The sequence below is a fragment of the Actinoplanes sp. NPDC048796 genome (assembly GCF_040650035.1).
Classification (GTDB): domain Bacteria; phylum Actinomycetota; class Actinomycetes; order Mycobacteriales; family Micromonosporaceae; genus Actinoplanes.
In genome coordinates, this window is sequence record NZ_JBEZGO010000007.1 from 218459 (window position 1) to 241013 (window position 22555).

The 22555-nt window shown below is 71.4% G+C and carries 14 protein-coding genes; 9 read left to right on the top strand and 5 right to left on the bottom strand.

What is annotated here, in order from left to right; translation table 11 throughout:
* The first annotated feature begins 3 nt into the window (after nucleotides 1–3).
* From AB0C26_RS28230 to AB0C26_RS28245, 4 genes are all read left to right on the top strand, one after another.
* Complete coding sequence (locus AB0C26_RS28230; protein ID WP_360253585.1) at nucleotides 4–627, top strand: MerR family transcriptional regulator; 624 nt, start codon at nucleotides 4–6, stop codon at nucleotides 625–627.
* Nucleotides 624–3062, top strand: coding sequence for a VIT domain-containing protein (locus tag AB0C26_RS28235; protein ID WP_360253587.1), 2439 nt, complete (start codon nucleotides 624–626; stop codon nucleotides 3060–3062). Before AB0C26_RS28230 ends, AB0C26_RS28235 begins: the two co-directional genes overlap by 4 nt.
* Nucleotides 3063–4058: 996 nt before the next feature.
* Nucleotides 4059–4439, top strand: a complete 381-nt coding sequence (locus tag AB0C26_RS28240) for an RICIN domain-containing protein (protein WP_360253589.1) — start codon at nucleotides 4059–4061, stop codon at nucleotides 4437–4439.
* A gap of 51 nt (nucleotides 4440–4490) precedes the next feature.
* Nucleotides 4491–5402, top strand: coding sequence for a hypothetical protein (locus AB0C26_RS28245; RefSeq protein ID WP_360253591.1), 912 nt, complete (start codon nucleotides 4491–4493; stop codon nucleotides 5400–5402).
* A gap of 329 nt (nucleotides 5403–5731) precedes the next feature.
* On the opposite strand, the gene AB0C26_RS28250 is transcribed toward AB0C26_RS28245, so the two are convergent.
* Complete coding sequence (locus AB0C26_RS28250) at nucleotides 5732–7393, bottom strand: FAD-binding dehydrogenase (RefSeq protein WP_360253593.1); 1662 nt, start codon at nucleotides 7391–7393, stop codon at nucleotides 5732–5734.
* A 195-nt stretch (nucleotides 7394–7588) separates the two neighbouring features.
* Here AB0C26_RS28250 and AB0C26_RS28255 point away from each other — a divergent pair, with 195 nt between their 5' ends.
* Entirely contained in the window at nucleotides 7589–8764 is a 1176-nt protein-coding gene (locus AB0C26_RS28255; RefSeq protein ID WP_360253595.1) for an alginate lyase family protein, read from the top strand.
* Nucleotides 8765–8773: 9 nt separating this feature from the next.
* Nucleotides 8774–10936: an RICIN domain-containing protein gene (locus tag AB0C26_RS28260; RefSeq protein ID WP_360253597.1), complete on the top strand. Its 2163-nt coding sequence runs from the start codon at nucleotides 8774–8776 to the stop codon at nucleotides 10934–10936.
* Nucleotides 10937–10942: 6 nt separating this feature from the next.
* Here AB0C26_RS28260 and AB0C26_RS28265 read toward each other — a convergent pair whose 3' ends face one another.
* On the bottom strand, nucleotides 10943–11431 hold the full coding sequence (locus AB0C26_RS28265) for a DinB family protein (protein ID WP_360253599.1): 489 nt from the start codon (nucleotides 11429–11431) through the stop codon (nucleotides 10943–10945).
* Between the two features lie 98 nt (nucleotides 11432–11529).
* Here AB0C26_RS28265 and AB0C26_RS28270 point away from each other — a divergent pair, with 98 nt between their 5' ends.
* The 3 genes from AB0C26_RS28270 to AB0C26_RS28280 are packed head-to-tail and all read left to right on the top strand — an operon-like array spanning nucleotide 11530 to nucleotide 17154.
* Nucleotides 11530–13032, top strand: a complete 1503-nt coding sequence (locus AB0C26_RS28270; protein WP_360253601.1) for a hypothetical protein — start codon at nucleotides 11530–11532, stop codon at nucleotides 13030–13032.
* Between the two features lie 40 nt (nucleotides 13033–13072).
* Nucleotides 13073–13855, top strand: a complete 783-nt coding sequence (locus tag AB0C26_RS28275) for an FAD binding domain-containing protein (RefSeq protein WP_360253603.1) — start codon at nucleotides 13073–13075, stop codon at nucleotides 13853–13855.
* Nucleotides 13852–17154: a molybdopterin cofactor-binding domain-containing protein gene (locus tag AB0C26_RS28280; RefSeq protein WP_360253605.1), complete on the top strand. Its 3303-nt coding sequence runs from the start codon at nucleotides 13852–13854 to the stop codon at nucleotides 17152–17154. The genes AB0C26_RS28275 and AB0C26_RS28280 overlap by 4 nt, the downstream gene beginning before the upstream one ends.
* Here AB0C26_RS28280 and AB0C26_RS28285 read toward each other — a convergent pair.
* The 3 genes from AB0C26_RS28285 to AB0C26_RS28295 are packed head-to-tail and all read right to left on the bottom strand — an operon-like array spanning nucleotide 17096 to nucleotide 22429.
* Complete coding sequence (locus tag AB0C26_RS28285; RefSeq protein WP_360253607.1) at nucleotides 17096–19063, bottom strand: ATP-binding protein; 1968 nt, start codon at nucleotides 19061–19063, stop codon at nucleotides 17096–17098. The two genes, AB0C26_RS28280 and AB0C26_RS28285, sit on opposite strands and share 59 nt — an antisense overlap.
* On the bottom strand, nucleotides 19060–20301 hold the full coding sequence (locus AB0C26_RS28290; protein WP_360253609.1) for a HAMP domain-containing sensor histidine kinase: 1242 nt from the start codon (nucleotides 20299–20301) through the stop codon (nucleotides 19060–19062). Before AB0C26_RS28290 ends, AB0C26_RS28285 begins: the two co-directional genes overlap by 4 nt.
* A 58-nt stretch (nucleotides 20302–20359) precedes the next feature.
* Entirely contained in the window at nucleotides 20360–22429 is a 2070-nt protein-coding gene (locus AB0C26_RS28295; RefSeq protein ID WP_360253611.1) for a transglycosylase domain-containing protein, read from the bottom strand.
* Nucleotides 22430–22555 lie beyond the last annotated feature (126 nt).

The window sequence follows — 22555 nt, forward strand, 5'->3', positions numbered from 1 at the left end:
GGCATGTGGACGATCGACGAGCTGGTGGAACGGGTACGCGAAGCCCTCGCGGCCGAATACCCCGGTGCGCCCAATGCCCGCGTCCGCGACGTGCCCGACCGGCGGGCGATCCGGTGGTATACGACCATCGGCCTGGTCGACAAGCCGTCGGGCATGCGGGGGCGCACCGCCCTGTACGGTCCTCGGCACCTGCAACAGCTGGTGACCATCAAGCGCCGCCAGGCACTGGGCCAGAGCCTCGCGCAGATTCAGGCCGAGTTCGCCTGGATCTCCCCGGAGGCCCTGCGCGTCGCCGCTCAGATCCCGGAGCATCTGCTCGGTGACAGTGACGGTGAGGGTGGCGACGGCCCACCGCCCGACGCCACCAAGACCCGCCCGCGTTTCTGGACAGACCCGCCCGGGCAGCAGGCCTTCCACAGACCGCCGCCAATCGTCGAAGAGGCGAGGGACCGCCCGGCGCGCCGGGCGACCGCCCAGCCCGTCTCCGGCGTCGCCCTCGAGGGCGGCGTCCTGCTCATCGTCCCCCGCCCCCTGACCGAGCGCGACCGCGACGACATCGCCGCGGCCGCCGCGCCACTGATCGATCTGCTCGCCGCACGTGGCCTTATTGATGGGAGTTCCGTATGACCTTCTCCGTCGCCCCGATGAGCCCCGGCGAGATCAGCCGCGTGCGGATCCTGCCCGACTCCGGCTTCGGCTGCCTGCGCACCGACCGCGGCGCCCTGCCACTCGACCGCCTCGACGTCCGCGCGCACATCAGCGGGCTGGTCGCCCGTACCGTCGTGGTCACCGAATTCGTCAACGTGCACGAGGTCGCGCTCGAGGCGACCTACGTCTTTCCGCTGTCCGACCGCGCGGCCGTGACCGGCATGACCATGACCGCCGACGAGCGCACGATCGAGGCGGAGCTGCAGGAGCGGGCGGCGGCTCGCGAGACGTACGACAAAGCCGTCGCCGCCGGTCAGCGCGCCTCCATCGCCGAGGAGGAACGGCCCGACGTCTTCACCATGCGGGTCGGGAACATCCTGCCCGGCGAGCGGGTGACGATCCGGCTGAGCCTCGTCGGCCCGCTGCCGTTCGAGGACGGCGCCGCCACGTTCCGCTTCCCGCTCGTGGTGGCCCCGCGCTACATCCCGGGCACCCCGCTGCCCGGCCCGTCGGCCGGTGACGGGCAGGCGCAGGACACCGATGCCGTGCCGGACGCCTCCCGCATCACTCCCCCGGTTCTGCTGCCCGGCTTCCCCAACCCGCTGCGGTTGTCAGTCGGCGTCGACATCGACCCCGCCGGCCTCACCCTGGGCCAGGTCACGTCAAGCCTGCACACCGTCGTCGACCAGGACGGCACGCTGAGCATCACGCCCGGCGAACGGGCCGACCGCGACTTCATTCTGCGGCTGCCGTACGCGGGTGGCGACGAGACCGCGATCGGCGTGCCCGACGAGAGGGCCGAGGAGCCCGGCGGCGTGTACCAGTTGGTGGTTCTACCGCCGGCCGAGGCCGCGCCCGCCCGCCCCAAGGACGTGGTGCTGCTCCTCGACCGTTCGGGGAGCATGGGCGGGTGGAAGATGGTGGCCGCGCGCCGCGCCGCCGCCCGCGTCGTCGACACACTGACCGGCGCCGACCGCTTCGCCGTGCTCACCTTCGACCACCAGGTCGACCGGCCCGACGACCTCGGCGAGGGCCTGGTCGAAGCGTCCGACCGTAACCGCTTCCGGGCCGTGGAACACCTCGCCCGGGCCGGCGCCCGCGGTGGCACCGAGTTGCTCACCCCGCTGTCGCAGGGACTCGGGCTGCTCCGGGCCAGCGAGGACCGCGACCGCGTGCTCGTACTGGTGACCGACGGCCAGGTCGGCAACGAGGACCAGATCGTTCACGACATCACGCCGCTGATCGGCACCACCCGCATCCACACGATCGGCATCGACCGCGCGGTCAACGCCGGATTCCTGGGCCGGCTGGCCGCCCTGGGCGCGGGCCGGGCCGAACTGGTGGAGAGCGAGGACCGGCTCGACGAGGCGATGGAGCACATCCATCGCCGGATCGGCTCGCCGGTCGTGTCCGGCCTGCGGGTCAGCGCCGAGGGACTGCGCCTGATCGACGACGAGCGCACCCCGGCCCGGCTGCCGGGAATCTACCCGGGAGTCCCCCTCGTGGTGAGCGGCCGCTACGCCGGCTCGGCCACCGGCGGGCGGTTCACGGTGACCGGCCGTACCCGCGACGACCGTGAGTTCAGCACGACGATCGCCCTGGAGGAACGGTCGGAAAGCGCGATCACGGCACAGTGGGCGCGGGCCCGGCTGCGCGACCTCGAAGACGCGTACGCGGCCGGCGATCGAAGCCTCGAGCAGCGCATCGTCGCCACCTCCTTGCGGTACGGCGTGTTGTGCCGGTTCACCGCGTTCGTCGCGGTGGACAGCCGGGTCGTCAACGAGGGCGGCCAGACCCGGCGGGTGACTCAGCCGGTCGAGCTTCCCCAGGGCTGGGAGGGGCCGGGCGACGTCGCGCCGGCGATGCTTCGCATGGCGGCGGCGTCGTTCGCTCCGCCGATGCCGCCGGGCGCGCCGGCGCCGGCCGGTCCCGCGTTGTTGAGCTTCGACGGCGCCGCTGAGACGTCGGCCGGTGCCGGCGCCGGGGCGGTGCTCGGCGGCGCGCCCGGCGGCCGGCGGACGGCTGCCGCCTCGGGCTTCGCCTCGCCGAGGGCGAGGGCGTCGTTCGCCAAGCTGGCCGGTACGGGCAGTTCGGCTCCGTCTGTCGACGAGATGCGCTCGCTGGCGGCGACTGAGGTCCAGCGCCTCCGCGACGCGGCCGGGCTTCCGGTCTGGGAGCGGCGTGATCTGCTCGACGACCTGGCCAGCCGGCTCGACGTTCTGGTCGGGTCGGCCGGCGACGAGACGTTCCGGCCGTTGGCCGACCTGGTGGCACTACTGCGAGGCGACACCGCGGTCGACGAGAAGTGGGAGGCCGCTCTCCAGACCTTGAGCGCTTTCGCCGGCGCCGCGGCCACGCCGCCGCCCGCTGACCCCGGTCCGGCTCCGACACGAAAGGCCTTCTGGAAACGCTGACTCCACGAAGGGTGCGAGTGTCGGGCGTGGAGGGTCACGAGGTAGGTTTTTGGCGATCTTGAGCGCCGCCGGGGAAGTGAGCGTGGTGACGGCTGTGCCTGTGTCGGCTTGTCGACGGAACGAGGGCGTTCGCTGTCCGGGCGGGCGCAACGGGTGGAAAGTCGGATGTTCGGCGGGCGGTGTGGGCTCGATCATCGCGGGTAGGTTGGTCGGTCGATCGTCTCTTGAGGGCTCGACGGCGGCGGGGGTTTCGTGACAGGCGACGACGTGGGTGACGAGCGGGATCCGCTGCTTGTCCGGCCGTTCGTGCTTCGCGACTCCGAAGCGCCGGACACCTCGGACACCTCAGTTGCGCCGGATGCTTCGGGCGCGCTGGGGGTTTCGGCGGGCAGCGGTGACCGCGGCGGGTCGGAGCAAACCTGGCCGGCGGCGGCGAAAGACGCTGAGGCTCGGCGGACTCGGGACGGCGCGGATGACGCCACGGCCGTGATCATTCTGCCCGGCGGACGGCGAGGACCGGGCGGGTTGCGAGGGCCGGGGAGGCTGAGAGGGCCGGGCGGCCGTCGTCGGCGGCTGGTCGTGGTGGCCGTGGCCGCCGTGGTGGTGTTGCTCGGGGCTGCGGCGGCGGGATACGCGGCGCTGCGGTCGGATGTGCGGCCGCAGGTGACAGGGCTCGCCGAGGGGCCGCTGCCGCCGGCTTCCGGGCCTGCGGCGACTGCTGGGTCGGCGCCGGCCGATGCGGGTCTGCCATCGGCGGCGGGAAGCGGGCCGGGTGGCGGCACGCGGTCGACCGCGGGTGCCGGATCAGGGCCGGGGTCGGGGCCGACTACGGCGGCCGGGACGAAATCGGCGCCGGCCGCGTCGACGCCGCCGGCGAGCTCAGGGGCCAGTGGGGCGCCGGTCATCGCGTCCTCGCCGGCCTCGCCTGTGGCGACGACGACCACGGTGCCGGGTGGGACCGGTGCCACGCCGAGTGTGCCCGCCGGGATCGCGCCGGTGCCGCCGGCGGCTGAGCGGGTCGGTGTCGTCCGGGGGCAGAACGGGATGTGCCTCGACCTCAACGGTGGGGTGCCGTTCGACGGCAATCACGTGCAGGTGTTCGGGTGCAACCGGTCCGTCGCGCAGACGTGGACCTTCGCGTCCGACGGGACCCTGCGGGTGGCCGGCAAGTGCGCGCTGGTCGTGGGGGACGGCTCGATTCAGATCGTCGGCTGCGACGGGCGGACCACGGCCCAATGGCGGGTCTCCGGGCAGCTGGTGGTCAACGCCTCGAACAACGGGTGCCTGACCGATCCGTCCGGCGGGCGGTGGTCGGGGGCCCGCGTGCAGGTCGTGAACTGTGACGGTTCGGCGAAGCAACGCTGGTCACTTCCATAGCCGGGAACGGGGAGGTTTGTGCTTCTCTAACTTGTGAGTCTTTTGATCGCTGTGCTCGCCGCAGTCGCCTACGCGGGCGGATCCGTGCTCCAGGCGGCGGCCGCGCGCCGGCCGGGGACGGTGCTCGCCCTGGCGGCCTCACCGCTCTACCTGGCCGGGCTGGCCGGGGACGGCGGCGGGTGGCTGCTTTCGCTCTGGGCTCTGCGGGGCCTTCCGGTGTACGTGGTTCAGGCCGTTCTCGCCGGGTCGGTCGGGCTGACCGTGCTGCTGGCCGGAGTGGTCCTGCGAACGCGCCTGCGCCGGCGGGACTACGTGGCCGTCGGGGTGATGGTGGCCGCGCTCGCCGTCATCGGGCTGTCCAGCCGGGAACAGCCGGCCTCGACGCCGGCCCACGGGACGACAGTGGTGTTGACCGTGGGTGGGTTCGCCGTGGCGGTGATCGCGGGGGTGGCGGTGCTGCTCGCCGCCCGGACCGATCGGCGAGGGCTGCTCCTGGCGGGGCTGGCCGGGCTCGCGTACTCGGCTACCGCGCTGGCCGGGCGGGCTGTGTACGTTCGTACGCCCTGGGTCTCGACCTTGGCGGAGCCGCTGCTGTGGGTCGTCGTCTGCAGCGGGATCGCGGGGACCGCGGCCTATGCGGCCGCCCTGCGCCGGGGCGGCGTCGCGCCGGTCACCGCGCTGCTGTGGGCGGTCGAGGTGATCGTGCCGGCCGCCGTGGCGGTTCCGCTGCTGGGTGACGAGATCCGCCACGGCTGGGCCGTGCCTGCCGCGCTGGGCATCCTTGCCGTGGTCGGCGCCGCCGCTGTTCTGGCCAGCTCATCCGGGACCGCCGCCAGCGTGGACTCGTCCGGCACCGCCGGCGCGGCAGACGAAGCCGGCAGGGCGGACGGCGCGAAACCGGCAGAGCGAGCGAACACCGCCGACGCAGCCAGCGCTGCGGACGGGGGGAAACTCCGCAGTTGAGCGCGGCGCCGCGCGTGAAGGCGATACCGCGCGAGGAGCCGACCCCTACGCGAGAAGCCGCCCCCCTCACGTGAAGCCGACCCCCTCACATGAAGCCGATCCCACGCGTAAAGGCGACACCGCGCGAGAAGCCCCACGTGAAGCCGCCCCCACGCGTGGAGGCGACACCGCGCGAGGAGCCGAAACCACGCGGGAAGCCGAAACCACGCGGGAAGCCGACACCACGCGGGAAGCCGACACCACGCGGGAAGCCGACACTGCGCGTGAAAGCGACACCGCGCGTGAATGGGGCGTGGTGGATGAGGCCGGTGTAGAAGGGCGGGGGCGGTCTAGAGGGAAGCGGCCAGGGACTTGCCGGCGGCTCGGCCGCTGAAGAGGCAGCCGCCCAGGAAAGTGCCTTCCAAAGCGTTGTAGCCGTGCACGCCGCCGCCGCCGAAGCCTGCTGCCTCGCCTGCGGCGTACAGGCCGGGGACCGGGGCGCCGGTGGGCGACAAAGCGCGGGAGTTCAAGTCTGTCTGGATGCCGCCCAAGGTTTTGCGGGTCAGGATGTGGAGCCGCACCGCTACCAGCGGGCCCGCCGCCGGGTCGAGGATGCGGTGTGGACTGGCCGTGCGGCCGATTTTGTCGCCCCAGTAGCGGCGGGAGTTTCGGATGCCCTGGACCTGGGCGTCCTTGCTGTACGGGTTGTCCATCTGGCGGTCGCGGGCCTCGATCTGGTCGCGGATCGCCGCCACGTCGAGCAATGGTTCGTCCGTCAGCGCGTTCATGCCCGCCACCAGCTCCTCCAGCGAGGACGCGACCACGAAGTCCTCGCCTTTCTGCTTGAACGCCTCCACCGGGGCCGGCGCGCCCTTGCCGAAGATGCGCTCCTTCAGGAACGCCCGGCGGTCGCCGGCCGTGATGTCCGGGTTCTGCTCGGAGCCGGAGAGTGCGAACTCCTTCTCGATGATCTTCTGGGTGAGGATGAACCAGGAGTGGTCGTAGGCCGCGATGTCCGGCGTCGTCCGCAGGTACCGCAGCGTGCTCATCGTGTCGTAGCCGGGCAGGCACGGTGCCGGCAGGCGGCGGCCGAGCGCGTCGAACCACATCGACGACGGCGCCGGCAGGATGCGGATGCCGTGGCCGGGCCAGATCGGGTCCCAGTTGCGGATGCCCTCGGTGTAGTGCCACATGCGGTCGCGGTTGACCAGGCGGGCGCCGGCCGTCTCCGAGATGCCCAGCATCCGGCCGTCGACGTGCGCGGGCACGCCCGTGATCATCGACTGTGGGGGCGTGCCGAGTGACGGGGGCCAGTACCGGCGTACCAAATCGTGGTTGGCCCCGATGCCGCCCGAGGCGACGACGACCGCCTGGGCCGTGAGGGAGAAATCGGAGATCTCCTCGCGCGGGGACGGCACCCCGCGAGCGCCGTCGAACGGCGTCAAGACCTTTCCCCGTACGCCCGTGACCGCACCGTTCGAGACGATCAGCTCGTCGACGCGGTGCCGGAAGTGGAACGTGACCAGCGGGGACGACTGGACCGAGCGCACGAACGGCGCCACCACACCAGTGCCGGTCCCCCAGGTCACGTGGAAGCGGGGCACCGAGTTGCCGTGGCCGTCGGCCCGCAGGTCGCCGCGCTCCGGCCAGCCCACCGTGGGCAGCCAGCTCATGCCCAGCGACGACAGCCACGCCCGCTTCTCGCCGGCCGCGAACTCGACGTACGCCCGGGCCCACTTCACCGCCCAGGAGTCCTCGTCGTCGAGGCGGTCGAAGGCGGCGCTGCCCTGCCAGTCGCTCCAGGCCAGGTCGAACGAGTCCTTGACGCGCAGGCGCCGCTGCTCGGGGCTGTCCACGAACAGCAGCCCGCCGAAGGACCAGAACGCCTGCCCACCGAGGTTGGCGGCGTTCTCCTGGTCGACCAGCGCGACCCGTTTGCCGGCGAGGATCAGCTCATGGGCGGCGGCCAGGCCGGCGAGACCGGCACCGACGACGATGACGTCAGCGTTCATGACCCGGCAATGTACCGGACATTACGAAATTTATTCAGGTTCGCGGCCCGAAAATACTTCAACTAAGGAGCGAACTAAGGCAACGAAACGGTCACGAGAGACTTAAGTCAATCGATGCCCGCTTGACCGCGCCCCGGTGCCGTGGGAACTGTTAAGTCACTTTCCGGTTCCCCACCCCCACCCGGGAGATCCCCTATGCGCAGACGCGCCCTGTTAGCCGCGTTCACGGCTCTGGTCGCCGCGACAGCGACCTTCGGCGTCCGCCTCGTGACCGCCGACGCCGCCCCGATCACCTTCGCCCATCCGGGCGTCCTGGTCAGCCGGGCCCAGCTCGACTTCGTCAAGGGCAAGGTCACCGCCGGCGCCCAGCCTTGGCTGAGCGCCTACAACCAGATGATGGCCAGCCGCTACGCCTCGCTCTCGCGTACCCCCGCGCCGCGGGCGACTGTCGAGTGCGGCTCCTACTCCAACCCCAACAACGGGTGCACTGACGAGCGCGAGGACGCCATCGCCGCGTACACCGACGCCCTGGCCTGGTACATCACGGGCAACGCGGCGTACGCCCAGAAGTCCATCGCCCTGATGGACGCCTGGTCGGCCACGATCAAGTCGCACACCAACAGCAACGCCCCGCTGCAGACCGGCTGGGCCGGCTCGGTCTGGCCGCGCGCCGCCGAGATCATCAAGTACACGTACTCGAGCTGGCCCAACCAGGCCCGGTTCGCCACCATGCTGCGCACCGTGTACCTGCCCGTGGTCATCCAGGGCAGCTCCAGCAACGGCAACTGGGAGCTGTCCATGATGGAGGCGGCCGTCGGCATCGCCGTCCACCTCGACGACAAGGCGAGCTACGACCGCGCGATCACCCGCTTCAAGGCCCGGGCCGAGGCGTACGTCTACGTCGCCGCCGACGGCAGCCAGCCCAAGTACCCGCCGGTCGGCGGCGTCGACACCCGGTCCGAGCTGATCAGCTTCTGGCAGGGGCAGAGCACCTTCGTCGACGGGCTGTCGCAGGAGACGTGCCGCGACTTCACGCACACCGGCTACGGCCTGTCCGCGATCAGCCACATCGCCGAGACCAGCCGCGTTCAGGGCGAGGACCTCTGGCCGTCGCTGGCCGACCGGGAGCGGCACGCCCTCGGTCTCCATACCAAGTTCGAGAACGGCACCGCGGTGCCGTCGGCCATCTGCGGCGGGTCAGTGGTCAAGGGACTCGGCCCGGTCACGGAGGTCGCCTTCAACGCTCTCTCCAACCGCTTGGGGTACGCCATGGCGAACACCCAGACGTACACCGAGTCCAAGCGGCCGCAGGGCACGAACAACCTGTTCGTGGCCTGGGAGACGCTGACGCACGCCAACAACCCGGCCTAAGGGGACAGAATGCGCAAAATACTTATCGGCGCCACCCTGGGCGTCGTCGTGGCCGGCATCGGCGTGGCCGGTGTGACCACCGCCTTCGCGGCGTCGACGGGCACCGTGGTCAGCGCGGCCAACGGCAAATGCCTGGACGTGACGAACGGCAGCACCGCCAACGGCAACCAGCCGCAGATGTGGTCCTGCTCCCCCGGCGCCAACCAGACGTGGACGTTCGGCGACGACGGCTCGGTGCGCGGCCTCGGCAAGTGCCTCGACGTGGCCAACGGCGCCGTCACCGACGGTGCGGTCGTGCACCTGTGGGACTGCTACGCCGGGCTGACCAGCCAGCAGTGGACGCTGAACGCGGCCAAGGACCTGGTGAACGTCAAGGCCGGCAAGTGCCTCGACATCAAGGACAACAACCTGGCCGACGGCGCCAAGCTCCAACTGTGGACGTGCGGCGGCGGCGCCAACCAGAAGTGGAACTACTCCGGCACCCCGACCACTCCCCCGACGACCGTGCCGCCGAACCCGAACAACCCCGACCTCGGCCCCAACGTGACGATCTTCGACCCGTCGATGTCGCAGGCCACCATCCAGAACAAGCTGAACAGCGTCTTCACCAGCCAGGTGAGCAACCAGTTCGGCAACGCGCGCTACGCCCTGCTGTTCAAGCCGGGCAGCTACAACGTCGACGCCAACGTCGGCTTCTTCACCCAGGTCGCCGGCCTCGGCCTCAACCCGGACCAGGTGACCATCAACGGCCACGTGCACGCCGAGGCCGACTGGTGGCCGGACGGCTCGCAGAACGCCACCCAGAACTTCTGGCGCTCGGCCGAGGGCCTGTCGGTGACCCCGCCGGACGGGCTCGACCGCTGGGCGGTGTCGCAGGCCGCCCCGTACCGCCGCATGCACGTACGCGGGAACCTGGCCCTTTCCGACGGTGGCTGGTCGTCGGGCGGCTTCATCGCCGACTCGAAGATCGACGGCCAGATCCAGTCGGGCTCGCAGCAGCAGTTCCTGACCCGCAACTCGCAGATGGGCAGCTGGAACGGCTCCAACTGGAACCAGGTCTTCGTCGGCAGCCCGGGGGCGCCCGCGCAGAGCTTCCCGTCACCGCCGTACACCACGATCGGCTCGTCGCCGACGATCGCGGAGAAGCCTTATCTGTACGTGGACAGCGCCGGCGCGTACCAGGTCTTCGTCCCCGCCGTGCGAACCAACGCGAGCGGCACCACCTGGGCCAACGGCACCCCGGCGGGCACGTCGCTGCCGATCGGCACGTTCTACGTGGTCAAGTCCGGTGACACCGCGGCCACCATCAACGCGGCCCTCGCGGCCGGCAAGAACCTGCTGGTCACGCCGGGCGTCTACAACCTCAGCCAGACGCTGAACGTGACCCGCGCGGGAACGGTGGTGCTCGGTCTCGGCCTGGCCACGTTCGTGCCGGTCGGCGGCGTGGACGCGATGCACGTGGCCGACGTCGACGGCGTACGGCTGGCCGGTGTGCTCTTCGACGCCGGCACCACTAGCTCGAACACGCTGCTCGAGGTCGGCCCGGCCGGCTCGTCGGCCTCGCACGCGGGAAACCCGACGGTGCTGTCCGACGTCTTCATCCGGGTCGGCGGCTCGATCGCCGGCAAGGCGAACGTCAGCATGCAGATCAACAGCAACAACGTGATCGGCGACCACGCCTGGATCTGGCGGGCCGACCACGGCAACGGCGGCACCGTCGGCTGGACCGTCAACACCGGCCGCAACGGCCTGATCGTCGACGGCGACAACGTGACGTTCTACGGCCTCTTCGTCGAGCACTACCAGCAGTATCAGACGATCTGGAACGGCGAGGCCGGCCGCACGTACTTCTACCAGAACGAGATGCCGTACGACCCGCCGAACCAGGCGGCCTACATGAACGGCTCGACCCGCGGCTGGGCCGCCTACAAGGTGGCCGACTCGGTGAACACCCACGAGGCGTACGGCCTGGGCAGTTACTGCTATTTCAACGTCAACCCGTCGGTGGTCAACGCCCGCGCCTTCGAGGTGCCCGTCAAGTCCGGAGTGAAGTTCCGCGACATGGTGACGGTCTCCCTCGGCGGCACCGGCACCATCACCAACGTCATCAACACCACGGGCGCCGCCGTCAACAGCGGCCACCAGGTCACCAGCCTGGTCAGCGGCCCGTAAGTCCGGTCATCGCCCGGTCGCGCCGTCGATCTGCTCGCGCAGGATGTCGGCGTGACCGGCGTGCCGGGCCGTCTCCTCGATCATGTGGGTCAGCACCCACCGGCGTGAAGGCGGCAGTCCCCGCCCGGGCGGCCGGGGAGCGTCGAGCGTGAGGTCGTCCCAGGTGGCGATGACGTCGTTCGCCTCCTCGACCGCCCGCCGGTAGCCGTCGAGCAGGCTGTCGGCCGTCTCGTCGCGGCCCGGCTTCATGGTGCGGCGCAGGTTCGTGATCGGCTCGCCGAGGAAGTAGAACCGCTCGACGTACGTCAAATGCTTGATCAGACCCAGAAGACTGGTGCCGGAGGGCACCCCCGCGGTGCGGGCCTGCGGCTCGGGCGCGTCGGCGACCTTGGCGACGATCGAGCTCCGTAAGTAGTCCAGGAATCCCCGCAGAGTGCTGTTCTCGTCGGTGCCGGTCCAGCCGGGTCCGGCGTCCTTCGCTCGGCGCGTCCTCATGGCGGCCAGCATCGCCGGGTGGGGTCCGCGGCCCCAAGAAAAGTTGCCGGATCCGCAAACGGGCCTGGTCGGGGCACGGCGTCGCCGACCATGGGGACATGCGTGTGCTGCTGCGCGTGGAGAGCTTCGTACCGGCCGCCGGGCTCCTGGCTTTTCTGCTGCTCTTCGGAGTGTTCGGCGGGGTCTCCGACCCCGCGCCGGCGGCGAGGTGGCTGGGACTCGGGGTGCTTCTGGCGCCGGCTCTCATGGTGTACGCCCATCGGCCCGCCGCCGCGTGGGCGGCCCTGCTGGGTGCGGTGCTGTGGACGCCCCTGGCCACGGGATTCGGCGCGGTTCTGATCGTCTGGGCGTACGCCCTCATCGGCGTGGCCGTCGCCCAGCGCGACCGGCCCCCGGCGCCGCTGCCGGTGCCGCACCGCCGGCCGCCCGCGCCCTACGAGCTGCCGCACGTCGCGGCGCCGGCCGAGGTCGCCGGGTTCGCGCTGCTGATCGTGTCGGCCGCCGGCGTGGTGTGGGTGTCGGCCGACGAGACGGCGGTGCCGTGGCTGGCCGGGACGATCGCCGCCTTCGGACTGGGCTGCGCCCTGCTCGGCCGGGCGGTCCGGCATCAGGGCGCGCTGCGCAACCTGTTCAACCATCCGCAGCCGGTGCACGCCGTGCGGGCCGTCGAACAGGAGGGCTACGTACACGTCCTGGTGCCCGCCGAGGACGACCAGACGGCCCTCGAACTCGCCTTCGACGTGGCCGAGCCGGAACCGTGGGACCCCGACGAGGACGTGCACACGGTGGCCGGGGTGCTCTACGGGCATCCGCGCCCCGGCGAATGGTGCGCGCTCGAGGTGGGCGACCGGCTGCACGTGCCGGTCGGCCCGGTCGGCGACGTCATCACCGTGCCCTACGACGTGGTGCACGGGCTGCCGCGGGAGATCGAGGACGACGAGGAACAGCTCGTCGACCCGGAGGCGCTGCGACCGGCCGACCGGGACGCCGACGCCTTCCAGCCGCGGGAACACCGGATCGCCCCGGCCCGCGCGTGGACCACCACCGTCATGATCGGGCTCGGTTCCGCCCTGACCGTGGGCGAGCTGGGCTACCTGGCCGGCTTCCCGCACGCGGCGACCGCGGCGCTGGTCGCGGTCGCGGCTGGGGCCGGCTTCGAGTTCGGCTGGCGCTCCCAGCTGCGGCCCCGGTTGCGCTGGCACGCGGGCGGGATCGCGGCGGTGGGTTTCCGCGGCCGCGACCGTCAGCCGTGGGCCACCGACAGCGCGATCGTCTACGACGACGGCAACAGCATCGTGCTGACGGCCGGCGAATCGGTGATGACCGTGCCGGTCCCGCCGCCGTGGCCGCGCCCGAAAACCGGCCCGGCGCCCACGAAGACCCTGGTCCGGCCGGACGTGAAGGCCCGCCGGAAGCCGGCCCCGACGGCGCCGCAGCGGACGGCGGACCAGCTCGTGGCCGCCCTGCGGGACTCGCGGACCAGGTCGCTGGCGTTGAGCCCGCTGCCCCCGCCGCCCGAGATCGAGGTGCCGCGACGCCCGCTTCTGCTGTACGCGGCGTGGCTGCTGGCCTCCGTGGGAACGACATTGATGTTGACGTGAGAGGTCCGGAACGGAAACAGGATGCGCGTAGCGTACGAACGTGGATCTGAACACTGTCGCCGAAGTGATCAGCCCCGCCGAGGTGGGCCAGTGGCGCCCGGGTGACGCCTGGCTCGGCGGCGGGACGGCCCTGTTCGCCGAGCCGCGCCCGCACCTGACCCGGCTGCTCGACCTGACCGCCGCCGGCTGGCCCGCGCTCACCGAGACCCCCGACGGCCTCGACATCGCGGCCACCTGCACGATCGCCGAGCTCGCGGCGAGCGGGCGCGACATCGTCGAGAAGTGCTGCCACGCGTTCCTGGCCTCCTTCAAGATCTGGAACGTGGCGACGGTCGGTGGCAACCTCTGCGCCGCGCTGCCGGCCGGGCCGATGATCGCGATGGGGGCCGCGCTCGACGGGACCTGCCTGGTGCAGGGCCCCGACGGCGAGCGGACGATCGCGGTCAAAGACTTCGTCACCGGCGAGGGAACCACCGTGCTGCGCGACGGCGAGCTCCTCCGGTCGGTCCACCTGCCCGCCCAAGCGCTCGCGGGCGAGACCGCGTACCGCCAAGGCTCCTTGTACGCACACGGACGGTCCGGAGTGTTGCTGATCGGGCGCGGGGACGCCGGCGGCGGCCTCACGCTGACCGTGACCGCCGCCACCCGGCGCCCGTTCGTCCTGGTCTTCCCGCAGGCGCCGAGCGACGAGCAGATGCAGGTGGCCCTCGCCGAGCGGATCCCGGACGACGCCTACCTCGACGACGTGCACGGTCTGCCGGCCTGGCGGCGCCACATGACCCGGCTCTACGCCGAGCAGATCCGCCGGGAGCTGCGGCCATGAGAATCAACGGTGCCGACCACGACGGGACGCCACGCCCGGGTCAGTGCTTGCGCACGTACCTTCGCGAACAAGGCTGCTTCGGCGTCAAGAAGGGCTGCGACACCGGCGACTGCGGCGCCTGCACGGTCCACGTCGACGGCCGGCCGGTGCACTCCTGCGTCTACCCGGCCTTCCGGGCCGTGGGCCGCGACGTCACCACCATCGAGGGCCTCGACGATCACCCGGCCCAGCGGGCCTTCCTGGACGCGCAGGGATTCCAGTGCGGGTTCTGCACGGCCGGTTACATCATGACCGCGGCCGCCCTCACCGGCGACCAGCGCGACGACCTGCCGAGAGCTCTCAAAGGCAACCTCTGCCGGTGTACGGGCTATCGCGCGATCGCCGACGCGATGACCGGCGTGGTGAACACGTGCGAGCCGGCCGAGGGCAAGGCGGTCGGCGCGAACCTGGGCGCACCGGCCGGCCCCGAGGTGGTGACCGGCCGGGCCCGGTACACCTTCGACCTGGACGTGCCCGGGGTGCTGCACCTGAAGGTGGTGCGCTCGCCGCACGCGCACGCCCGCGTGCTGGCGGTGCGCACCGAGGCGGCACTGGCCGTGCCGGGGGTCGAGCTGGTGCTGACATCGGCCGACGACCCCGGAAAGCTGTTCTCGACGGCCCGGCACGAGAACGTCACCGAGGACCCGGCCGACACGCGGGTGCTGGACGACGTGGTGCGTTTCGCCGGCCAGCGGGTCGCCGCGGTCGTGGCCACCTCGGAGGCGGCGGCGGAACAGGGGTGCCGGGCCCTGGCGGTGGACTACGAGGTGCTCCCCCACGTGCTCACCCCGGCGGAGGCGATGGCGCCCGGCGCCCCGCTCATCCACCCGGGCGGCAACGTCGTGGGCGAACTGCACGCCGCGCTCGGCGACGTGGAGGCCGGGTTCGCCGAGGCCGACGAGATCTACGAGGAGACTTTCCGTACGCCGCGGGTGCAGCACGCCAGCCTGGAGACGCACGGGGCGGTCGGCTGGCTCGACGACGACGGCCGTCTGGTGATCCGCTCGAGCACGCAGACCCCGTTCCTGACCCGCCGAGCGGTGGCCGATCTGTTCGACCTGCCACCCGACAAGGTCCGGGTGATCGCGGGCCGGGTCGGCGGCGGCTTCGGCGGCAAACAGGAGATGCTGGCCGAAGACCTGGTGGCGCTGGCCGTGCTGCGGCTGGAACGCCCGGTGAAACTGGAGTTCACGCGCGCCGAGCAGTTCACGAGCGCGACCACCCGCCACCCCTTCGAGGTCAAGGTCAGGGCCGGGGCCCGAGCGGACGGCACCCTCACGGCGCTGCAGCTCGAGGTCGTCACGAACACCGGCGCGTACGGAAACCACGGCCCCTCGGTCATGTACCACGGCTGCCACGAGTCGATAGCGGTCTACCGCTGCCCGAACATGCGCACCGACGCCTGGTCGGTCTACACGAACACGGTCCCGGCGGGCGCGTTCCGCGGCTACGGCCTGGGCCAGGTGTCGTTCGCGGTGGAGTCGGCCCTGGACGAACTGGCCCGCCGCCTGACCATCGACCCGATCGAGATGCGAGCCCTGAACGTCGTCCGCCCGGGAGACGACCTCACCGCCCCCGGCGACCACGCCGACGACTTGACGATCGCCAGCTACGGCCTGGACCAGTGCCTCCAGCACATGCGCGACGCCAGCCGCCCCACCCCACCCGGCGGCCCCCACCCGACCGACGTGCACTCGGACGGCCCAGGCTCAGACGGCCTGATTTCGCAAGAACCCGGCCCGCACGACCCCAGCCCGCACGACCCCAACTCGCAGCAGCCCAGCCCGCACGACCCCAGCTCGGACGACCCAGGCCTCACCCTCGCAGATCCGTCCGATTTTCCCGACATTTCGCCTGCCGGGCGGCTTGCGGTGAACGATGCGGCGCTCGGGCTGCTCGCGGTGGAGGACGCGGCGCTCGGGCTGCTCGCGGTGGAGGACGCGGCGCGCGAGCCGCTTGCAGTAGAGGACGCGGCGCGCGAGCCGCTTGCAGTAGAGGACGCGGCGCGCGAGCCGCTTGCAGTAGAGGACGCGGCGCGCGAGCCGCTTGCAGTAGAGGACGCGGCGCGCGAGCCGCTTGCAGTGGAGGACGCAGCGCGCGAGCCGCTTGCAGTGGAGGACGCGGCGCGCGGTCGGCTCGCGGCCGAGGATGCGGTACGGCTCGGCGCGGAGGGCGTGCCGAACAGGCCGCTCAGCGCGGAAGGCGCCGCGGACCGACGAATCGGCGCGGAGGAAGCCTCGGACGGAAGAGTCGGTGGGGAGGGAGCCGCACAGGGCCGGCTTGGTGTGGAGGGAGCCGCACAGGGCCGGCTTGGTGTGGAGGGAGCCGCACAGGGCCGGCTTGGTGTGGAGGGAGCCGCACAGGGGCGGCTTGGTGGGGAGGGAGGCGCGCACGGACGGCTTGGTGTGGAGGGTGTGCCGGAAGGGTGGCTGGTTGGGGAGGGCATGGCCATTGCGATGATCGCGGCTGGGCCGCCCGGTGGGCACTACGCCGACGCGACCGTGGCGCTGCTTGAGGATGGGCGGTTCGAGGTTGGGGTGGGTACGGCCGAGTTCGGTAACGGCAGTTCGACTGTGCACTGCCAGATCGCGGCTGACGCGCTCGGGGTGACGCCGGAGCGGATCGTGTTGCGGCAGGCCGATACCGATGTGGTGCGGCATGACACCGGGGCCTTCGGGTCGACCGGGGTCGTGGTGGCCGGAAAGGCCGTGTTGCGCGCGGCGCGGGCTCTGCGGGCCGAGCTGGATGCCGGGTCCGGGGTCACCCGCGCCGAGGGGCATTGGGGTGGCAGCCCCCGGTCGGTGGCTTTCAACGCGCACTGGTTCCGGGTCGCCGTCGATCCCGCCACCGGGGAGCTGCGGATCCTGCGCAGCGTACACAGTGCTGATGCCGGGACCGTGATGAACCCGCTTCAGCTGCGCGGGCAGATCGAGGGTGGCGTCGCCCAGGCGCTGGGGGCCGCCCTCGCCGAGCATGTCGACATCGACGGTGACGGGCGGGTCACCACCGCCGGGTTCCGGCAATATCACCTTCCGACGTACGCCGATGTGCCGCGCACCGAAGTTCTCTTCGCCGGCACCGACGACGCCATCGGGCCGCTGGGCGCCAAGTCGATGAGTGAAAGCCCGTTCAACCCGGTCGCCCCGGCGCTGGCCAACGCGCTTCGCGACGCCACCGGCGTACGGCTGACGCAATTGCCTTTCACCCGCGACCGGATCTGGTCGGCTCTGCGAGAGGCTGCTGACTCAACGGCAGTGTGATCGTGAACGTGCTGCCCTGACCCAGCTCGGAGCGGGCGGTGACCGTCCCCCCGTGCTCGCTGACGATGTTGCGCACGATGGCCAGGCCCAGACCGGAGCCCTGCACCGCCTGGTGCATGGCGTTCGACGCCCGGTGGAACGGGGTGAACAGGCCCGGCAGGTCGTCGGCCGGAATGCCGATGCCGGTGTCGGTGATCTCGATGACGACGCGGTCACCGGCGGTGCCCACCCGGCATTCGAGGCGACCGCCCGGGTCGGTGAACTTGATCGAATTTTCCAGGAGGTTGCGCAGCGCCCGCTCGAGCTGGCCGGCGTCGCCGAGCACCCAGGCCGGCTCGGTGGTCACGTCCCAGCGCAGGTCCTTGGCCCGGGCCGCCGTCCCCAGGCTGTCGTAGAGGCCGTCGACCACGCCGGCCACGTCGACCGGCACCGCCTGGGCGCCCACCCGCTCGTTCGAGCGGTCCAGCAGCAGCAGGTCGGTCACGGTCTCCTGGAGGCGGTTGGCGTTGCGCAGGATCGCGTCCAGCCCCCGCTTCTGGATCGGGCTGAAACTGTCGTCCTCGTCCTCCACCAGCATCTCGGTGTAGCCGAGGATGCTGGTCAGCGGCGTGCGCAGCTCGTGGGTGACGGTCGAGACGAAGACGTCCTTCTGCTCGTCGAGCACCCGCAGCTCGCTGATCAGCCGGGCCTGGCGCAGCTGGAGCCGGAACTGGTGCACGTTGTGGTCGATCTCCCGGGCGAGCGCGGCCAGCAGCCGCCGCTCCTCCGGGGTCCACTCCGGTCCGCCCGGCCGGACCACGCACATCATGCCGGGCGGGCAGCCGGAGTCGCCGCTGAGCGGCACCGCGAGCCCGCCGGGCAGCGTGGCCGGGGTGATCGTCTGCCCGGGCGGGGTGTTCTTCAGCTCGTCGGCCACCATCGGGTCGAGGGTGGCCGCGTTCGGCGGCCAGTGCACCTCGAAGTGCTCGCCGGGCTGTAGCGTCACCCGGCCGTGCACGGCGTCGGCCCCCATCGCGTTGCCGACCAGCATCGCCATCCGCCAGGCGGTCTCCTTGGGGTCGCCCTCCGAGCGCAGTTCGGCCGCGACGGCCTGGCGCAGCTCGCTGCGGGCGGCCCGGGCCCGTTCGGCGTTGATCAGCCGCTCGGTCTCGGCGGCCAGGTCGTTCACCGAGCCGGCCACGGCCTTGAGCTCGCCCGGCCCGACCGGCCTGGCCCGGGCCGTGAGGTCGCCGCCGGCGAGCCGGCGCAGGGTGTTCCGGATGTCCTCGAGCGGGCCCAGCAGGTGTCGCTGGTGCAGCAGGGCCAGGCCCATCCCGGCCAGCACGACGACCACGGCCAGCGAGCCGAACAGCAGGGTGGCGGCCCGGGTGTCGGCGCGCTCGTCGCGGGCCAGGGAGTCGCCGTACGCGTCGATCGCGGCCGTGACGTCGGAGTTGGCCGTCCGCAGCCGGTCGAACAGCTCCTTGCCCCGGGCCAGCCGGTCGGCGTCGGTGTCGGCCTCCCCCGCGTTGACGATCGGGATCGCGTACCCGTACAGCCAGTTCTCGGCGGCCTCGCGTTCGCTCTGCAGCAGCCGGCTGACCTCGGGGTCGTCGACGATGGCGGCGAGGTCCCCCAGCGCTTCGAACGCGGCCGAGCGCCCACTGTCGTACGGCTGAAGGAAAGCACCGTCGCCGGTCAGCTGGAAACCGCGTACGCCGGTCTCGGCATTGGTCATCTGCTGCATCACGGCCTGGTTGGTGTCGTGGAGCAGGTCCAGCTGCTCGGCGTGGGCGATGTGCTCGACCCGCAGCCGCTCACCGACCACGAACTGCCCGCTGATCAGCAGCAGGAAGAGGGCGAGCAGGCCCGCGAAGCCGCCCGCCACGCGGATGCGCAGCGACGAGAACATCCCCCGGTCGACCCTCACGCCGGCCGTCCCGGCGCGGGCAGGGTGAACCAGACCGTGGTGCCGCCACCCGGAGTCTGTTCGGCGTGGATCTCGCCGCCGTGCCGGTCGACGATCCGCTGACAGGTGGAGAGCCCGACGCCGTAGCCGGTACCGGCCGACGGGTCGACCTGGGCGAACATCTCGAAGACCCGGTCGCGCTGCGCCGGGGGGATGCCGCGGCCGTTGTCGGCCAAGTCGACCCGCCAGCAGTTGTGCTCCAGCGGCACCGCGGTGATCTCGATGCGGCACGGCCGGTCGGGACGGCGGTACTTCAGGGCGTTGCTAATGAGGTTCTGCAACAACTGACGTACGAGAAGGGGGTCGCCCTCGATCACCGGAAGGTCGTCGCGGACCGCCACCGTCGCGCCCGCGATGCTGCCCCGCAGGTCGGTCAGGGCCAGCTCGACCAGGTCGCCGAGGGGAACCGGCTCGGGCTGGTAGGGCGCGTTGCCGGCCCGGGCGTACGTGAGCAGCGACGTGATCAGCCGTTGCATGCGGCCGACGGCCCGGGTGCCCGCGGCGATCCATTTCTCCGACTGCGGATCGGTGCCGCGGATTCGCTCCCCCAGCAGCTCCAGATAGCCGCTGACCACGCTGAGCGGGGCGGCCAGGTCGTGGCTGACCACCCCGGCGAACTGCTCCAGCTCGGTGTTGGAGCGGCTCAGCTCGGCGATCGTGGCGGCCCGTTCGGCGTGGGCGCGTTCCAGCTCGGCGTGCTGGGCCAGCACCACCCGGGCCTGCCGGCGGCGCTCGAACAGGGCCAGGATCACCTGGGCCAGGTCGCGCAGCCGGTCCATCTGCCCGGGGTTCAGCTCGTGCACCTCGTTGTGGAAGACGCAGAGCGAGCCCAGCGCGTACCCCTGCGGGGTCATCAGCGGAACCGACACGTAGAACCGGACGTCGGCCAGCTTCCCGGTCACCCACGGGTTTTCCGCGTACGCCGGGTCGGCCCGGGCGTCGGGCAGATAGGTGAACTCGCCCGTCTCGAACCGGATGGCGCACATCGAGTCGGCACGGGCGGTGTCACTGCCCTCGAAACCGGTGGTGGTGAGCTGGCACTGCCGGTTCTCGTCGATCAGGTTGAGGGTGGCGGTGGGAACCCCGGCCAGCGTGGCGGCCACCCGGACGACGGCCTCGAGCTCGTCGCCGGCCGGCGCGTCGAGCAGGCCGTACTCGTGCAGCGCCGCCAGGCGCCGCTGCTCGTGGGCGGTCCTCACTTGGTTCTTGTCGGCAGGCAACCGCCCTTACCTGAGTCATTGTCCGCTTTATGAGGGTCTATCCCCCGAAGGCGATGGCGCTGCTGGGCGGGGTGAAGTCCCGGGACTCATCCCCCACGGCGTACTTCAGCGTCTTCGCGACGGCGGTGACCACCTCGGCCTCGACGCCCGAGCCGACGTGGTCGGAAGGGTTGACCGGGTCGTTGGCGATGCCGGCGGCGGCCACCGTGGGCGTGAACCCGACGAAGGTCTCGGTGCGGTTGTCCTCGGTGCTGCCCGTCTTGCCGGCCACCTGAATGCCATCGAAAATGCCGGCGACCTGCTTGCCGGTGCCGCCGTCGCATTTGCCGTACGAGCTCTGCTGCCCGACCGGGCAGCGCGCGGCGTCGGTCGCCGCCCGGGCCACCTCGGGGTCCAGAACCTTCTTGCAGCCGGCCGGGACCGCCACCTTCGTACCGTCCGAGTTGGTGATCGAGGAGACCGGGACCGGGGAGCAGTACGTTCCCTCGGCCGCCACTGTCGCATAGGCCGCGGCGAGTTCGAGCGGGGTGGTGTCGACGACGCCCAGGGTGAACGAGCCCCACGAGTCGGCGCTGCTCTGGGCCTGCTTCTTGTCGGCCGGGTTGGCGAAGCTGATGCCCAGGCGCTGGGCCATCTCGACCACGGCGGCCGGGCCGACCTGCTCCTCGAGACGCACGAAGTACGTGTTGACCGAGCGGCCGAACCCGTCCCACATGGTGCGGTAGCCGTCCATCCAGGCCGGGTTGTCGTTGCCCGGGCAGTACTTGCCGTCGCAGTTGCCCGGCCCGTAGTCGATCCACTCGGTGACCAGTGGCGACTTCGTCTCGTAGCCGGTGTTCAGCGGCAGGCCCTTCTCCAGGGCGGCCAGCATGGTGAACAGCTTGAAGGTCGAGCCGGACGGATATCCGTACAGGCTCTTACCCCCGCTGACCAGTGGGTTCACGGTGTCGGTGGTGGCCACCGCGCTGCCGTAGTGCCGGTTGACGGCCAGCGCGAGCACCTTGCCGGTGCCGGGCTGGACCACGGCGATCGGCAGCGTCTTGGAGTTCTTCAGCCCGTAGACCGAGCGCGACTCGGCGGCCGCCTTCTTCTGAATGTCCGGGTCGAGCGTGGTCACGATGCTGTAGCCACCGCGGCGCAGGGCGTCGTCGCGCTCGGCGACGGTCCGGCCGAACTGTGGCTGCTCGTCCCACCAGCGCTGCACGTAGTCACAGAAGAAGCCCCAGCCGTCGGTCTCGCCGCCGGCGTCGACGCAGCCGTTGGGCGGGGTCGTGCCCGAGTAGGTCAGCTTCTCCCTGGCCGCCGCGTCGCTCTGGGCCTGGGTGATCATGCCGGCCTTCACCATGGCGGCCAGGACGTACAGCTGCCGCTCGCGGGCCTTGGCCTTGGAGCCGCCGACCGGGTTGTCGGCGTCCGGCGACTGCACGATGCCGGCGATCAGCGCCGACCGGGCCAGGTCGAGCTTGGCCGGGGTGGTGTTGAAGATGCGGCGGGAGGCCGCCTCGATCCCGTACGCCCCGTTGCCGAAATAGACCAGGTTCAGGTAGTTCTGCAGGATCTGCTTCTTGCTGAGCTTGGTCTCGAGCTGGATCGCGTACTCGATCTCGCGCAGCTTGCGGGCCGGGGTGTCCTCGGTCGCCGACGCGCGCTCGGACGGGGTCAGCGTCGGGTCCTCCTTGAGGACGTTGCGCACGAGCTGCATGGTCAGCGTCGAGGCGCCCTGCGCGGCCTCACCGCTGCTCGCGTCCTTGACGAAGGCGCGGGCGAGGCCCTTGGGGTCGACGCCGCCGTGCTCGTAGAAGCGGGTGTCCTCGGCCGCGACGATCGCGTTCTGCATCACCGGGGCGATCTGGGCCAGCGTGACGTCGTGCCGGTCCTCGTCGTAGAAGGTGGTGATCAGCGTCTTGCCGTCGTTGGCGTAGATGCGGGTCACCTGCGACGCGGACGGGCTGAGCAGCTGGGCCGGCAGTTCGTCGGCCTGACTGTTCTGCCAGTGCGCGCCCGCGCCCAGCACCACGCCGAGCGGGATGGCGGCCACCCCGACGAGGGCGCCGATGAGCACAAGAACGCCCCCCAGTCGGCCCAAGGCGCGTTTCTTCTCGGTCATCGGCGGTCTCCTCCTGGTCTGTCGATCAACCGGTAACACCGATTCCTGAGAACAACCTGGGTTTTGTTACCGATCCGTAATTTTCGGCACGTCATATACGTGTGGTTACGGTCACAAGGCTTTTCC

Coding starts and splice junctions, on each gene's coding strand:
- AB0C26_RS28230 (WP_360253585.1), top strand. CDS start 4: ATGTGGACGATCGACGAGCTGGTGGAACGGGTACGCGAAGCCCTCGCG.
- AB0C26_RS28235 (WP_360253587.1), top strand. CDS start 624: ATGACCTTCTCCGTCGCCCCGATGAGCCCCGGCGAGATCAGCCGCGTG.
- AB0C26_RS28250 (WP_360253593.1), bottom strand. CDS start 7,393: ATGAACGCTGACGTCATCGTCGTCGGTGCCGGTCTCGCCGGCCTGGCC.
- AB0C26_RS28255 (WP_360253595.1), top strand. CDS start 7,589: ATGCGCAGACGCGCCCTGTTAGCCGCGTTCACGGCTCTGGTCGCCGCG.
- AB0C26_RS28260 (WP_360253597.1), top strand. CDS start 8,774: ATGCGCAAAATACTTATCGGCGCCACCCTGGGCGTCGTCGTGGCCGGC.
- AB0C26_RS28265 (WP_360253599.1), bottom strand. CDS start 11,431: ATGAGGACGCGCCGAGCGAAGGACGCCGGACCCGGCTGGACCGGCACC.
- AB0C26_RS28270 (WP_360253601.1), top strand. CDS start 11,530: ATGCGTGTGCTGCTGCGCGTGGAGAGCTTCGTACCGGCCGCCGGGCTC.
- AB0C26_RS28280 (WP_360253605.1), top strand. CDS start 13,852: ATGAGAATCAACGGTGCCGACCACGACGGGACGCCACGCCCGGGTCAG.
- AB0C26_RS28295 (WP_360253611.1), bottom strand. CDS start 22,429: ATGACCGAGAAGAAACGCGCCTTGGGCCGACTGGGGGGCGTTCTTGTG.